Genomic DNA, 15,609 nt, shown 5'->3' on the forward strand with positions numbered 1-15,609 from the left:
CATGTTAATAACGCCAGTCTTGATGACCGATGTTAAGGTTTTTAATTAAATGCAAAGCAGTAGTAATATTCGTCTAATCAATCTGCCCATACTGTTCGATACCTTGAATATCGAAACATTGCCTGCTGATATGCAAGCAAAAATTGCCCTTATTGACGCCTGTCTGCCGCAGACGCAGTGCGGTCTGTGTGAACATCCAGACGGTTGCCTGCCTTATGCTACCGCTATCGTAGTAGATAACGAGCCGTACAATAAATGTGTGCCGGGTGGTCAACCGGTTACTGATGCTATTGCGCAAATCGTGACTCTTGACAGCGATGAAACAACCCTCAAAGCCGCGCCATCTCAGTGGCCGATAGACGCCACATCGACGCGGCCGACCGAGGTACGCGCCGTCATCCGTGAAGATGACTGTATCGGTTGTACTAAATGTATACCCGCCTGCCCCGTCGATGCTATCGTTGGTACTGGCAAGCACATGCACACTATCTTTACGGACTTGTGCACGGGCTGTGAGCTTTGTATCGCACCTTGCCCAGTTGATTGCATTGATTTGGTCACGATTGAGCGTGAGCTGTCTATCTCTGAGCGCGAGGCAGAACAAGAAGACTTAAGGCAGCGCTATCATACTCATCTTAGACGCGTCACCGAGCAGCTTGCTGATAGTAGCAATAGTAGACCTGTGGTCAGCATGGTCGAGGCAAAGCTGAATAATGCCGCCAGTCAATCGTTAAATATAAGTGAAGCACAAGCAAAAAACACCATTGCAGCAGCCAAGCTACGCAGTAAAATCAAAAAGCTAGAAAAACAATTAAGTGCTCGTCCAAATGAGAGCAAACAAACGGATCTTGACGCATTGCAAGCCGAACTTGCGCAGCTATGACTATTTCATAAATACGTGCATTATATAGTGGATTCACGTTAAAAATGTTCAACAGACCCTAGACTAATTAATGGTAAAAATACCATGAGTAAAACCGTCAAACACAAAACTGCCGATACCCCACCATCGCGGCGCATGCCCAATCGTGACGTCCGTCCATTCTTTGAAAAGTTGGCAGCGATGATTGATGAGCCAGTGACGGAATTACATTATAAAAGTAATTTTGAGCTACTGATTGCAGTCATCTTATCTGCACAAGCGACGGATGTGAGTGTCAATATTGCCACCCAGAAATTATATCCAGTGGCGAATACCCCTGAAGCAATCTTGGCACTGGGTGAAGAGGGTTTAAAGTCCTATATAAAAAATATTGGCTTGTATAATGCCAAAGCTAAAAACGTCATTAAAACCTGCCAAGATTTGATTGAGAAGTTTGATAGTACCGTCCCTGATAATCGTAAGGACTTAGAATCGCTCGCTGGCGTTGGACGCAAAACCGCCAATGTGGTCTTAAATACCGCTTTTGGGCAACCAACTATGGCCGTCGATACGCATATTTTTCGTGTGGGCAATCGGACTGGTCTTGCCACGGGCAAAAACGTATTAATCGTTGAAAACAAGCTGGTCGAACGCATCCCAGACGACTTTATCGTAGATGCGCACCATTATCTGATTTTACATGGCCGCTATACTTGTCAGGCTCGCACACCCAAATGCGGTGCTTGCCCTGTCTATGACGAATGTATGTTTAAGGACAAAGCCAAGTTTTTGGAACTGTAGTTTTAAGGACTGTAGCTTTTAGAATTATAGTTTTCAGGATTACAACCACTCTTTATTTAGAATTGAGGAAGCCCAATGCATACGCTGACCGCCCTACTATTTGACGATTTTGAGACCTTGGATCTGTTTGGACCTATCGAGATGTTTGGCTGCTTGCCTGAGCATTATCGTCTGCAATTTGCCTCGCTGAGTGGTGGTATCATTCACAGTAAACATGGCGTTGCGATGCAGACGGTCGCTGTCACAGAATTGGCGTATCAGACTGATATTGTATTGATGGTTGGCGGAATGGGTACTCGCCAGCAGATCAATCATAGACCGTTTTTGCAAGCGCTTACCACACTGGTTGAACACGCTGATTGGGCGCTTAGCGTTTGTACGGGTAGCGCATTATTGGCTAAAGCTGGTGTTTTGGATGGCAAGCGCGCAACGTCTAATAAGCTCTCATGGCAATGGGTAATAACGCAGTCTGATAAAGTCCATTGGGTAGAGCAAGCACGCTGGGTCATCGATGGCAAGTTTTATACTTCTTCAGGGGTTAGTGCTGGCATGGATATGGCGCTTGGCTTTATCGCTGACAGACATGACATAGAGACGGCTCGTCAGATTGCTAACTATACTGAATATCGCTGGCAAGAAAATAGCGATATTGATGACTTTTACCATGGTTAATCCAATCCATGCCCAGTTACTTCATAATACTATCCATCGCTAGAGTTTTAACTCGATTCACGGTAAAATGTCATAATTTTTTGATTCAATTTTGCCTTATTTTTCCGTTAACATTTAATCCTGACTGAGTTTATAGATTACAGTCCTTGCCATTAAGCGATCCAACTATGCGCGAATACAACTTATTTACCTCAGAATCTGTGAGCGAAGGTCATCCTGATAAAATGGCTGACCAAATCTCAGATGCTATTCTTGATGCCATCTTACGTGAAGATCTCCATGCCCGTGTTGCCTGCGAAACCTTGGTTAAAACAGGTGCCGTGATATTGGCTGGTGAAGTGACCACAACGGCAAATATCGACGTCGAACGTATCGTGCGTGATACTGTCAACGGTATCGGTTATCACCATTCTGACTTGGGTTTTGATGGTGAGACGTGTGCAGTTATTAACATGCTGGGTAAGCAATCTCCAGAAATTGCCCAAGGTGTCGATCGTAGCGATCCTGAGGAGCAAGGTGCAGGCGATCAAGGCTTAATGTTTGGCTACGCCAGCAACGAGACTGAAGTATTGATGCCAGCCGCTATTGAATATGCTCATCGCTTGATGGAGCGTCAGTCTGAGCTACGCCGCGCAGGTGATCTACCATGGTTGCGTCCCGATGCCAAGGCGCAAGTTACTCTAAAATATGATGGCACTCGTCCCGTTGCTATCGATGCTGTCGTCCTATCGACCCAGCATGATCCCAGTATCTCGCAAGCCGATTTGCAAGAAGCGATTATGGAATCTATCATTAAGCAAGTATTGCCAGCAGACCTACTTCATGCTGGCACACGCTACCACATCAATCCCACGGGCAAATTTGTCATTGGTGGGCCGGTTGGTGATGCTGGATTGACAGGTCGTAAAATCATCGTTGATACTTATGGTGGCATGGCACGTCATGGCGGCGGTGCCTTTAGTGGCAAAGACCCTTCAAAAGTAGATCGCAGCGCCGCTTATGCTGTGCGTTATGTTGCCAAAAACATCGTCGCTGCTGGGCTGGCTGACCGCTGTGAAGTGCAAGTGAGCTATGCCATTGGGGTCGCTGAACCGACATCTATCTCGGTCAATACCTTTGGTACCAGCAACATCAGCCATGACGAGATCATTCGCCTGATTCGTACCCATTTTGATCTGCGCCCTTATGGCATTACCCGTATGCTGAACTTATTGCAACCTATGTATCAGCAGACTGCGACGTTTGGGCATTTTGGTCGTCCCGGCTCTGAAACTGCCTTTACGTGGGAAAAAACAGACAAAGCTGAAATCTTAAAAGCAGACGCAGGGTTGTAAAAATATTACCTGATGTCCCTTAGTCTCTTACAAACAGACCGTCTCTATAAATCTAAAATTACCGATACTTATTAGGAATCGCTTATGTCTCAAGACAATATTCAAGACAGCAACCCTCAAGACAACAACATTAAAGACAGCAATGTTGATGCTAGCGTTGAAATCACCCCTGAAATGCAGGCGTTTTATCAACGTGCCGATGCCATCATCGGTATCGCCAACAGTCAGTTGGGTTCTGATGCTCATTCAGGTCAAGTAGGCGCGTCTTTGTTGTATGCTGCCGCACGTTATAGCGCGTCAGTTGCCTCTATTGGCTTTGTAAAAGGTGATGATTTTGCCAAAGAAAAAGATGATATTGTCGAGTTCTATGTCAAACAATATCGCCAAATGCTAAGCGACAACTTAACCGATTATGCACAAAACTTTGATAAATACGTTCAGCTAAATCAAGATGATAAAGTCGCTAAATAAATCTTTTTAAACGCTTAAAGCATAGCAATTATGCTTTATGGCAGGCTTAAAGATCATTAGACATTAAACCCAAGCCTAATTGTAGGCTTGGGTTTTTTATTAACCCTGAATAGTTAAGCATACATTCCATTCAATTTAAAAGAAATACAAGGCGACCGAGTGTAGATGTAATACTTCAAGCGAGGTTAATGCTGTCACTCTTTTATATAGTCAAAATACCCCAAAAACGCTACGATACTGCTGATATTAATTTTTTGTAGCCTCTGTCTACACAGGCACAGCAAGCAAAAAATTGATATCAGCAGTGCGTGATGTATCGATATTACTTTTCACTGACTACATATTGAACACAGCATAAAAAAGGACATGATATCGCTATCATGTCCTTTTCGTTTAATACAGGTGCTACGTTCAGTCTACTACTCAGCAGCGATAGCGATCATCTCAACCAATAGCTCAGGACGTGCTAGTGCTGACTCGCCACAAGCACGGGCTGGAGGCTGAATGCCTTCAAACCATTTGTCGTAGACTTCATTCATTGCTGCAAAATCCGCCATGTCTTTGATCCAAACCGTCACTGATAGTAGTTTTGATTTATCACTACCGACTTCTTCTAGCAGCGTTTGGATTTTTTCTAAACACGTCAAAGTTTGTGCTTTGATATCGTCTTCTGCGTTGCCCACTTGACCACATAAATATACGGTCTGGTTGTGGACGACAATTCTGCTCATGCGCTGAGTGCTGTGTAGTTTTTTGATCATTTTATATACCTTCAAATTATTGATTTAAGTCTGTGCTAAATCTATCAAATGCACTATTTTTTCGAAAAACGCTGGGCGCTAAATGGTGCAACATCTACCAATAACGGCTTTTCATGAATCATCTCTTCAACGAGACGCCCTGTCATAGGCCCTAGAGTAAAACCTTGATGACTGTGACCAAACGCAAACCATAATTTGTCATGCTTATCCGCAGGACCAATTACTGGCTTCATATCAGGCATACAAGGACGTGATCCTGCCCAAGCTTCAGATTCTACTGCGTCTTCTAATGGTAAGATTTTACGAGCCAGCTTCAATACGGTTTTTAATTGTCCAAAGTTTTTTGGCGCATCCATCGTCGTCATCTCAGCGCCCGTCGTGATACGGATACCTTGCTGCATCGGCCCCATCACAAAGCCTTTGTCCATATCAAACATACTGTGATTGATGGTGTTTTTTTCCGTCACTTTGAAATGCTGATGATAGCCACGCATTGGGAACAATGGCAGATTATAACCAAGTGGTTTAATCAAGTCGTTTGACCAAGGACCAGCGGCGATGACCAATTTATCACTATAATACGTATCGTTATCAGTGATAACTTTCCAACCTTCGCCGTCTTGTACGATTTCTTTGACATCGCTTTCTTTGATCGTACCGCCCATCTCTTGGAAGTTTTTCGCATACGCTTTGACTAGCGAGCTTGGGTTCGATACTTGCCAAGAGTTTTTCCAATGAATCGCCCCAACGAAACCTTCAAAATTGGCGCTAGGTTCCATTGCTTTTAGCTCTTCAAGGTTTAGGACGTTATGTTCAACGCCTTGATTGCGAGCATCAATGGCTGACGCTTGTGCTTCTTTAAACGTCTCTTCAGAACGATGCAACTGTAACCAGCCATCACGCGTGATTAGCTCGTCAGCACCAGATGCTGAAATCATTGTCTGATGCTCACTGGTACAATGCGCGATCAGCGTCTGCCACTCTGATTCGATTTGTTTGACAGTCGCAGGCACAGAGTATTTCCAATACTGCAATAACGCTTGATGGTAACGCAGAATCGCTGGGATACGATAGCGAATGTCAGTGCCTTGGTTCGGTAATACTCTGATCATTTCAGTCAATTGACGAGGAAAAGGATGGGTATGAATGGCTTCACGCTGAATCAACCCAGCATTACCATATGAGGTCTCTGACCCTGGTAACTTCTTATCTAACATCAGTACTTGTGAACTATTTTTTTGTAGATGCCACGCAACTGAGGTGCCAACCATGCCTGCACCGATAACGATCACTTCATAGCGCATAACCTATCCTTTTTTTAGGGTGTTAATACAGAGTATCAAATATAAGGGTCTAACAGAATTAGGTGGTAATAGTAACGCATTAGGACAAATTTTAAACCCTTATCTGACGGACTTTTTTGTTATCTAATACTTTTGGTTATAGGATTCTAACAGAAATTAAATTAGTAGGAATAACAGGGTTATTAAATGAATATTCAGTGCGGAATCAGGCTGTCAAACTATGAAATTAGTCAACTAATTGTCAGGCCATTCTTTCTCTTAACTTCATAAGCAAACGCAAATAATTTAAATCTGAGGAAACCATGTACCAAAAACACTATAATCTGCCCCGAATTTATCGGAAGCACATTATAATGTTTTTAGTAAAATAATTAAGGTAAACGAATTTAAAAGATCTTTTACCTATAAAGCTATATAAACAGTTTTTATACTATGGCGTGTCACCATTTAAACTGTAAGGCTTAAAATTAGATAAATTGCAGCCAAACAAGGAAAGTAGCTCAGATGATATCGAGATATTGACTAGTTATCTGACGCAGTTTGGCAAGATCTAGCCATTTTTAGGCTCTTTCGTTCAGATTGAGGACACGCCTTAATAGAATCAATAATTTCCTGATAGCTATTTACGATATTAAACATAGGTAGCGCCTTCTCTACAACTTCTTTTGAAGGTGAGAATAAGTATCCATGAGTGGCTGCGCTTAGCATCGTAAAATCATTAAACGCGTCGCCAATCGCTATACTATTTCCCAATGATAAAGGATATTTTTCTATAATCTCATGTTTACCATGTTGGCGACTGTATAGTGCTTTATTAACATAGCCTGCACTATCAATCTGCAAACGATGACAATATACGGTATCCATTGGAACTTCGAGCTGCTGCAAGAATCCTTCAATTAATTCATGAAAGCAGTCTGACACAATCTTAATCTCAAAACCTTTCATCTTTAATGCTTGTAGAAACTCTTTTGCTCCTTCAATTGGATTAAGTTGCCCGATAATACTTTGTATTTTTGGTAGCGTGATCTGATGTTTTTCTAGAACAGCTATGCGATATAGCATCAGTTTTTCATAATCCTCTACTTCCCTTGTTGTGATGCTAAGCTCAGATATATCTAGGCGCTTAGCTAAAAATTTCCATATTTCTGGGACTAAGACACCTTCCATATCGATAAAGGCTATTTTATTCATTTTGACTATCCTTAATTTAAGTTTGTAAAGAGCAAGAACATACCTAATAAGGCTAATATGAAACCAATCACTCGATTGATTGCTACTTGTCTATTCAACATTTTTTCTCTTAAAGTACGCTGAGAGAACAATAAAGCCACTAGAGCAAACCATATGAAATGAGCTACCGACATGAACATTCCGTAACCGATTAAAGTGGATTTTGGGGTGATAGCGCTAACAATTTGTGTATAAGTGCTAATAACAAACAATGTAGTCTTAGGATTCAGGGCGTTCGTAAAGAAACCATATCGTAACGCTTGTGCAGAACTGATGCAGGTAGAAGAGCCCACATCCTTTACAGGCTTTTGTGTAAATGTCTTATACCCAATATAAATGAGATAAAACGCACCAAGATATTTTATGATAGTCAAAAAATTGGGCGCAAACTCCATTACAATGGCAACGGCTAACAAGGTATAAGCGACATGGACTAATACTCCTAACGCTATACCAATAGAAGTTAATACACCAATAGAGCGCCCATATAAGTAGCTATTTTTGGTCACAATAGCGAAATCAGCGCCTGGACTGATGACAGCAAGAATGGTAATCATAATAACGGCTAAGAATTCTGTCATTTGTCTACCTCTATGCTTCTATTAGCCATATTTCCTGTATTTTTCACACTTACCTCGTGTAGTTATTCAATTCAGTTGTATCTTCCTATATTTATTAGTAAACTAAAATTGATTTATTTACATGAGTATTTATGAGTTTTTGGCATGATAGAAAAGATATCATTAAATTCGCTAAAGTTTTTTTATTACGTTGCACAGCATGGTAGCGTGACGTTAGCATCTCAAAAATTGTTTGTGACACAGAGCGCAGTGAGCAAACAGATTAAAAATCTAGAAGATGCTTTAGGTCTTATTTTATTTGATAGAGTGAACAAGAAGCTTGTACTTACCCCAAATGGCAGCTTACTTTTCGCCTGCTGCCAGCAAGTTTTTGCAAAATTAGACGATTGCCTTGTCGATTTAAAAAATCAGCAATATGAAAAGAAACAATTGGTACTATCCTGCGAACCTACAATTTCTATGAAATGGTTGATACCGCGTTTAGCTGAATTTAACTCACTAAACTATGGCTTTGAAATTGTGTTACTGACGGGCGGTGGAATCGTAGACTTTCAAGGGAAATCTATCGATATTGCTTTGCGCAGAAACGATTTTGAATGGGACAAGAATATATTTCATGAGAAAATTATTGAAGAATACATAGTTGCTGTTCGCAACACTAGAACCGAACAGACAAATACGCTTTTACTTACTTCTTCTCGGCCAAATTTATGGCAACACATAAACAAGTCTAAGTTAGTGAGTAGTGACATTTTATCGTACGAACACATGGTGTTAGAACATTTCTATTTGTGTATTGAGGGATGTTTAGCTGGTTTAGGAACAGCTATTGTTTCAATATTTATGGTGGAAAAAGAAATCTCACATGAATTTTTAGCATTGGTACATCCTCCCGTAGCGGACAGTTCTTCATATAATTTATTATCCTATTACCCTTTTTACGAAGATGAAAGAAAGGTGATATTCAAAAACTGGCTGAAAACAGAGATGCTGATTAGCAAGGTACAGTTTATGGGAAATTTGAAGTAGATCTGGAGCTTACTTAAATTCTATGTATTTGCTTATACTTCAATAACAAGCAATGGATAACCAATATTATATCAATGAACTGCTGAGAAAATTTCCAGTAATATGAATCGCTTTGAGGACATCAACTGCTCCCAAAAGCAGCTCATGCTGTCATTTATTAAAACCACCTTTTAGGCTGAGACAAAAGCTCATCTATACGATAAGTATCAAAAGAGCATGACTAAAAGTCGCCGAAAATGTAACGCCAAACGTTAGAGCATATTTAGAGAAATATCGCTCTGCCATTATGCGTATCAGTAAGGGAACAGGCAATGTATCAATGTGCTAATTGATGGCACGCCCTGTAGCGTTAATACACTTCAAACATCACCACCACACTGGATCATCACTCGCCAGCGTCTCTAACAGTTTTTTAGAGCTTTTAACCTCAACTTCATCGGCAGAGAGCTCCGCGATAAAGCGTGAGGGCTTATCGAAATACCCTGAATAACTGGCGAAGTAATCAGGTGCGGTTAGATACAATCTGGTCTTGGCTCGACTACAGGCGACATAAAATAATTTTCGCTCCTCTTCCAACTCTTCAAAGTCATCCAACGAGCGATGATGTGGCGTGATGCCATCGACCAATGAATTGACAAACACCACTGGCCACTCCAACCCTTTGGCACTATGAATAGTCGAGATAGTGACTTTGTCACTGCCATTTTCATCCGGCTGACTGGTTGTCGCTACCGAATCATTGGGCGGATCGAGTGCCAAATTTTCTAAGAAATCATCAAGGCTACTGTGCTCTGTTGCCAAATTTTTGAGCACCCGAAAATCCTCACTACGCTCACGCCAATTCTCTTCAATCATCTTTAGGATAGGAATGTAAAAATCAAGTACCAGCTCAATGATAGCCTCAACCGACTCCGCTTGTTGCGCTTTGGTCAAAGTCGTATGAAGCGATTCTAACTGCGGACTTTTTTTGCTAAATTTCGGTAGTAATAATGGCTCAAAGGAATTGTTATCAGCATTAATCGCTTGAGTCAAACGCGTCGCGGTAACTGTCCCAACGCCTTGGAACAAGGTCAAAATTCGATGCCAAGCGATGGTGTCATTAGGATTATAAAGAATTTTTATAAAGGCTAAGACATCCTTGATATGGCGGCGCTCAACGAACTTAATACCCCCTACCACGATAAATGGAATATGGCGCTCCATAAATTCTAACTGTACATAATTAGACTGAAAAGACGTGCGGCACAGTACTGCAAAATCGTTGTAATCGTAGTCTGTCTTGTGCTCGATAATCTTATCGGCTATATATTTGGCCTCTTTTGTTTCATCGCTTAAACGGCTAAAGGTTGGTTTGTTGCCCGTTATGCTCGCGTTTGAATAGAGCTGCTTTTGATACCCTAGCGTGATTTGCGCGGACAAAGCATTGATATAATTTAAAACAGCAGGCGTACTACGATAGTTTTGCTCAAGCTTAATGAGACTCGCCTCAGGATAGGTCTCACCGAAGAGCAAGATATTCTCGTAATTAGCACCGCGAAACGCATAAATACTTTGATTGTCATCACCGACCACCATCAGCGAGACCGAGACTGGTGCACAGATAAGATCAATCAGCTGCTTTTGCGGAATATTCGTATCTTGATATTCATCAACCATAATATAGCGGTAGTTTTCTTGTAGCAGCTGACGGAATTTGTCGTTAGACTTTAGATGACGCACCACTTGGCTGATAATATCGTCAAAATCATACAAATGATTGGCGCGTTTATACTCATGAAAGTCGACAGCCAATTGCTCAATGATAGGAATATGAATAGCAATATCAGGATAATTATCTTCGATCAAGTTACGAATAGGAATGCGCCGATTTCTAGAGGTTGAGAAAATATTCTGTAAGGTTTTCTTGCGTGGAAATGCTTGTTTCTTAGTTTGCGCTGGGTACTTCTTTTCTTTATAAATCAAGTCAATCGCGTCCTCAGCATCCCCCGTATCTAGAATCGTGAAGCGCGGATTGATACCCAGTAGCCCTGAATATTGACGCAGCAGCCTATTGCAAAACGAGTGAAAGGTGCCACTGGTGATATCGTTTAGCGCTTTACTGGTCGGCAAAACATCCTCGGATAACTGCTCGTCAGATAAGGTGTTAGTGAGCAAGGTTTTCGCGCGACTCTTAATCTCATTGGCGGCTTTTCGAGTAAAGGTCAGTAGCAATATTTGCTTAGGAGGCACACCGTTCTCTAATAGATAACTGGTGCGATATGTTAAGGTTTTGGTCTTACCAGAGCCAGCACCAGCGATGACCAATACCTTGCCATCGATAGTAGTGGCTGCTAACAATTGGTCAGGATTTAGCTCACTGGCGTAATCTACTTTTAAGCCTAAATCACTATTCAACCTTTGCTTCAGCAGCTCAACATTTGCAGCATCGTCGGCGTCGATTAGATTTGTCTCTAGCTTTTTAATCGCTTTTTCAAGACGCGCAAGCTTAGGCTTAATCTCCATAAAGTTCTGCGGATAGTGGTAGCGGTGCGTGTCAAAAATAGTGGGTGTCATTATAGGAATTTGCCTTTCATTTTATTTTAGCCGCCTTTATCTGTATAAAGCACCTAATACGTAGCAGTTCAAAGATGTAGCTAAGAGATTTTGATGTTAATGATTTTTGCTGTTAATGATTAAGATTGTTAGTAAAGTTTAGCGAGTTATAGGCACTCATCTTTAATGCGCTTGTTAGCCAAATTATTATTTTATAGTACAGCTTACCATAATTGATAAAACAGCAAAATTGCCAGCGATGACTAGGACAGACTCGGACAAAATCTTAGTATACCGCACAACAACCTCACCCCTATTCCGGTAAATTTGCTACAATATGCCCAATTTTGATTTACCATTTAACTAAGTTTTATAATGACTAATTACTGAGTTCTATGGGGACTAAGTAGCAAGTCTTATATTGACTAAGTACCAACTGATTTTATTCATATATTGAGAGCATGTTATGGGTTTTAATTGCGGCATCGTCGGCCTACCAAACGTGGGTAAATCTACCTTGTTTAACGCCTTGACCAAAGCGGGTATCGCCGCTGAAAACTTTCCGTTTTGTACCAAAGATCCCAACACGGGCATCGTACCAGTACCAGACCTACGCCTAAAGAAACTGGCTGATATCGTCAATCCTGAACGTGTACTACCGACGACGATGGAGTTTGTGGATATCGCAGGTCTAGTCGCAGGCGCGTCAAAAGGCGAAGGTATGGGCAACCAGTTCCTAGCCAACATCCGTGAGACTGATGCGATTGCCCACGTGGTACGCTGCTTCGATGATGACAACGTCGTCCACGTCGATGGTCGCGTTAGCCCTATTGATGACATCGAAACCATCAATACTGAATTGGCATTGGCCGATTTAGAAGCGGTTGAGCGCGCTGTGTTTAACTTAACCAAAAAAGCCAAAGGCGGCGATAAAGACGCTAGCGCCATGCTTGATGTGTTCAAAAAAATCGAACCATTGTTAGCAGACGGTCAAGCGGCTCGCGCGGCAAACCTTGATAGCGATGAGAAAAAACTCATCAGAAGCTATGGTTTGATTACCCTAAAGCCAACCATGTATATCGCTAACGTGTCTGAGGATGGTTTTGAGAACAACCCATACTTAGATGCTGTTCGCAACTACGCCACTGGTGAAGACTCTATCGTCATCGCGCTATGCAACCAAATCGAATCTGAAATCGCTCAGCTTGATGAAGACGATAAAAAAGACTTCCTAGCTGAAATGGATATGGAAGAAGCCGGTCTTGATCAAGTCATTCGCGGTGGTTATGACTTACTTGATATGCAAACTTACTTTACCGCTGGTGTAAAAGAAGTGCGTGCTTGGACTGTCGCTATTGGCGCAACCGCACCGCAAGCTGCTGGTGTGATTCATACCGATTTTGAGCGCGGTTTCATTCGTGCCGAAGTCATTGCTTATGATGATTTCATCGAGCACAACGGCGAGAAAGGCGCAGCAGCGGCTGGTAAATCGCGTCTGGAAGGCAAAACATACATCGTGCAAGATGGCGACGTAATGCATTTCCGCTTTAACGTTTAACGTTCAAAGTTTGATAAAGCGAATTGCGTGTTTACACAGTCTTAGTAGAGAACAACCAAAAGTCAGCCTTTGTGCTGGCTTTTTTTATTATAATAACGTCTGTTATCTTCAAAAACAGCAAATCCGCTGAAAACAATTATTAAAATAATGATAAAAATAACGGATTATAAACTATGACGGCTCATATTTATCAATCGCTTAACAGCAGTGCACATTGGGCACAACTATTTAGTGCGCAGCGCTTGGGCAGCCACAAAAAAGCTCCAGCGCAAGACAGCGCGCGCTCATCCTTTCATAAAGATTACGACCGACTGGTGTTTTCGCACTCCTTTCGGCAGCTCAATCAAAAAACCCAAGTCCATCCATTGACCAACCAATTGGGCATTCATACGCGCTTGACGCATTCGCTTGAGGTCTCTTGTATTGGACGCTCATTAGGGATAATGGCGGCAGAAAAACTGCATGATAAATTAGCCAGCGGTCTACCAGCAGGCGTCTCGCCAGCCGATGTCGGGGTCATTGTTCAAGCAGCCTGCCTCGCTCATGATATTGGTAATCCGCCTTTTGGTCATGCAGGAGAATACGCCATTCGCGATTGGTTTATGCATCCTGATCGTCAGGCTATTTTACAAAATCTGAGTAATAATGAGCAATTGGACTTACTGGCATACGAAGGCAATGCGCAAGGGTTTCGGCTACTCGCCCGTAATGAGCATCATCCTGATAAAGGCGGTATGCGCCTCACTTGCGCGACGTTGGGTGCCTTTATGAAATACCCTTGGCTAGCGACGCATAGCAATCATGTTTCTGAAAGCACTTCTCCAAGTAGCTCGCTCACCAACGTACAAAAATTTGGCTGCTTTTATAGTGAAGCCTCTCAGTTAGAAGAATTGGCAGCGTGTCTGAGCCTACCACGCTCGCAGCAACATGATGGTTTTGCGCGCCATCCCCTCGCCTATCTATTGGAGGCTGCAGATGACATCTGCTACGCGCTGATAGATTTAGAAGATGGTATCAATCTGAATATGCTAACCTATAGCGAGGTCGCCACGATATTTTATGAGTTGATTGGTGAGCGTCCTAGTGGTGTGAGCTTGCCAGCGCATATGTCTGTCAGGCAAAGCCTAGCATCATTGCGAGCACGTGCTATGATGCGCTTGGTCAACACTGTCACCGACGCTTTTGTCGCTAATAGCGATGCCTTGCTGGCTGGTACACTGCAAGGCAGTCTATTTGCACATTGTGATGCAAATGTGCAAAATGGTATTAATCAAGCCAAACAATTGGCGCGTGAGCAAATATTCAATCACCCAAGCAAAGTGCGGATGGAATTGATGGCGAACCAATGCTTGCATCGCCTCTTAGATGCCTTCATACCATTGGCTTGGACAAATGCAAAAACTGCCCCGATGTCCTTTGAGCAGCAGCGACTGCAAAAACTCCTCCAACCGCACCTCGATGAGCATCGACGGGTACTATCCGATAATATCTATCACAATATTTTAAATATATTGGACTTTATTACTGGGATGAATGATCATGAGGCATATAGATTGGCTCAGGAGCTACAAGGTCATTGGAGTACGATGGTCTAGGGTGCGTCCTCATTTTAGAAACGGTCACAGCGTTCATCTCACCCAATGTACTCAGTGTAATATTTGCGCTTAATTGCCCGTTACTCACTATAAATGGCTTTGACTATAAATTAACACAAGTTGCGTATTTCAGTCGTATTTCTGCGCTGAAGTGAGTATGATAAACCTCTATCGGATAATTTTGAAATATTATGAGCAGTCGCGAACAAAAGAAACTTCAAACCAGGCACGCCTTTTTTAATGCCGTGCTCGATCTCTGTATGACAGGGCAGTCTTTTAGCTCCATCAGTCTCAGGCAGGTGACACGTGAGGTTGGTGTCGTGCCAACGGCATTCTATCGCCATTTCGATGATATGGAATCGCTTGGGCGGGCGCTGGTGGTTGAAGAATTGGGCGGGACACTCGCCATATTAAGCGACAGTTTACAAATTGGCCGTAGGCGCAGCTTTGATCGCCAAATCGCCAAGAGTATTCAGCTGTTTTTATATATGGTCAGCGAGCAGCCTTGTTATTGGCAGTTTTTGGTCAGCGAACGCTATGGTGGTTCAGAGGCCGTGCGCAAGGCCATTAATGAATTGATCAAAAAGCATGGGCAAAGCTTAGCAGAAGATTTGGCTTTACAGCCCGCCTTTACTCATATTGATGCTTATGATTTACGCTTACTGGCTGAAGCAGGGGTTAATATGTTTTTTTCTTGGATTATCGATTGGTTAGAGCTGACGTATACTGAAGATCATGATGACGAAGCTGATTTGTCTGAAATTGAAAAAAAGAAACAGCTGATGTTGCATAACTGTACTCGTCAAGCACAAATGTTGTTTTATGGCGCATACAACTGGAAGTCTACTGAAGAGACTCGCCTGAGCGATGACTAAG

At 42.4% G+C, this 15,609-nt stretch carries 14 protein-coding genes; 9 read left to right on the forward strand and 5 right to left on the reverse strand.

Features of this window, described 5'->3' with window-relative positions; genetic code table 11:
• Positions 1 to 49 precede the first annotated feature (49 nt).
• From AAEY72_RS10625 to AAEY72_RS10645, 5 genes are all read left to right on the forward strand, one after another.
• Positions 50 to 883, forward strand: a complete 834-nt coding sequence (locus AAEY72_RS10625; RefSeq protein WP_189581161.1) for an RnfABCDGE type electron transport complex subunit B — start codon at positions 50 to 52, stop codon at positions 881 to 883.
• 135 nt (positions 884 to 1,018) lie between these two features.
• Positions 1,019 to 1,663: an endonuclease III gene (gene nth / locus AAEY72_RS10630; RefSeq protein WP_502945371.1), complete on the forward strand. Its 645-nt coding sequence runs from the start codon at positions 1,019 to 1,021 to the stop codon at positions 1,661 to 1,663.
• Between the two features lie 75 nt (positions 1,664 to 1,738).
• A complete protein-coding gene (locus tag AAEY72_RS10635; RefSeq protein ID WP_352310503.1) occupies positions 1,739 to 2,335 on the forward strand; it encodes a DJ-1/PfpI family protein in 597 nt (198 codons plus the stop codon).
• Between the two features lie 167 nt (positions 2,336 to 2,502).
• Positions 2,503 to 3,669 carry a methionine adenosyltransferase gene (metK, locus tag AAEY72_RS10640; RefSeq protein WP_010196152.1) on the forward strand — a complete coding sequence of 389 codons (1,167 nt, stop codon included), beginning with the start codon at positions 2,503 to 2,505 and terminating at the stop codon, positions 3,667 to 3,669.
• Positions 3,670 to 3,843: 174 nt separating this feature from the next.
• On the forward strand, positions 3,844 to 4,140 hold the full coding sequence (locus AAEY72_RS10645; RefSeq protein WP_051000698.1) for a DUF3144 domain-containing protein: 297 nt from the start codon (positions 3,844 to 3,846) through the stop codon (positions 4,138 to 4,140).
• A 419-nt stretch (positions 4,141 to 4,559) separates the two neighbouring features.
• On the opposite strand, the gene AAEY72_RS10650 is transcribed toward AAEY72_RS10645, so the two are convergent.
• From AAEY72_RS10650 to AAEY72_RS10665, 4 genes are all read right to left on the reverse strand, one after another.
• A complete protein-coding gene (locus tag AAEY72_RS10650) occupies positions 4,560 to 4,898 on the reverse strand; it encodes a RidA family protein (protein WP_040642715.1) in 339 nt (112 codons plus the stop codon).
• 56 nt (positions 4,899 to 4,954) lie between these two features.
• Positions 4,955 to 6,205, reverse strand: coding sequence for an NAD(P)/FAD-dependent oxidoreductase (locus AAEY72_RS10655; RefSeq protein ID WP_352310505.1), 1,251 nt, complete (start codon positions 6,203 to 6,205; stop codon positions 4,955 to 4,957).
• 522 nt (positions 6,206 to 6,727) lie between these two features.
• Positions 6,728 to 7,399: a bifunctional phosphoserine phosphatase/homoserine phosphotransferase ThrH gene (thrH, locus tag AAEY72_RS10660; protein WP_352310506.1), complete on the reverse strand. Its 672-nt coding sequence runs from the start codon at positions 7,397 to 7,399 to the stop codon at positions 6,728 to 6,730.
• 11 nt (positions 7,400 to 7,410) lie between these two features.
• Complete coding sequence (locus tag AAEY72_RS10665; protein WP_352310507.1) at positions 7,411 to 8,019, reverse strand: LysE family translocator; 609 nt, start codon at positions 8,017 to 8,019, stop codon at positions 7,411 to 7,413.
• Positions 8,020 to 8,163: 144 nt separating this feature from the next.
• On the opposite strand from AAEY72_RS10665, the gene AAEY72_RS10670 reads away from it, so the two are divergent.
• Positions 8,164 to 9,048: a LysR family transcriptional regulator gene (locus tag AAEY72_RS10670; RefSeq protein ID WP_010196172.1), complete on the forward strand. Its 885-nt coding sequence runs from the start codon at positions 8,164 to 8,166 to the stop codon at positions 9,046 to 9,048.
• 366 nt (positions 9,049 to 9,414) lie between these two features.
• On the opposite strand, the gene AAEY72_RS10675 is transcribed toward AAEY72_RS10670, so the two are convergent.
• On the reverse strand, positions 9,415 to 11,601 hold the full coding sequence (locus AAEY72_RS10675) for an ATP-dependent helicase (RefSeq protein WP_352310508.1): 2,187 nt from the start codon (positions 11,599 to 11,601) through the stop codon (positions 9,415 to 9,417).
• Positions 11,602 to 12,046: 445 nt separating this feature from the next.
• Between AAEY72_RS10675 and ychF the strand changes: the two genes are divergently transcribed.
• From ychF to AAEY72_RS10690, 3 genes are all read left to right on the forward strand, one after another.
• Positions 12,047 to 13,138 carry a redox-regulated ATPase YchF gene (ychF, locus tag AAEY72_RS10680; RefSeq protein ID WP_010196176.1) on the forward strand — a complete coding sequence of 364 codons (1,092 nt, stop codon included), beginning with the start codon at positions 12,047 to 12,049 and terminating at the stop codon, positions 13,136 to 13,138.
• Positions 13,139 to 13,311: 173 nt separating this feature from the next.
• On the forward strand, positions 13,312 to 14,733 hold the full coding sequence (locus AAEY72_RS10685; protein ID WP_352310509.1) for a deoxyguanosinetriphosphate triphosphohydrolase: 1,422 nt from the start codon (positions 13,312 to 13,314) through the stop codon (positions 14,731 to 14,733).
• Between the two features lie 191 nt (positions 14,734 to 14,924).
• Complete coding sequence (locus AAEY72_RS10690) at positions 14,925 to 15,608, forward strand: TetR/AcrR family transcriptional regulator (protein ID WP_026037055.1); 684 nt, start codon at positions 14,925 to 14,927, stop codon at positions 15,606 to 15,608.
• Position 15,609: the final 1 nt, after the last annotated feature.

Source organism: Psychrobacter sp. W2-37-MNA-CIBAN-0211, assembly GCF_040309405.1.
In the GTDB taxonomy this organism is placed as follows: domain Bacteria; phylum Pseudomonadota; class Gammaproteobacteria; order Pseudomonadales; family Moraxellaceae; genus Psychrobacter; species Psychrobacter glaciei.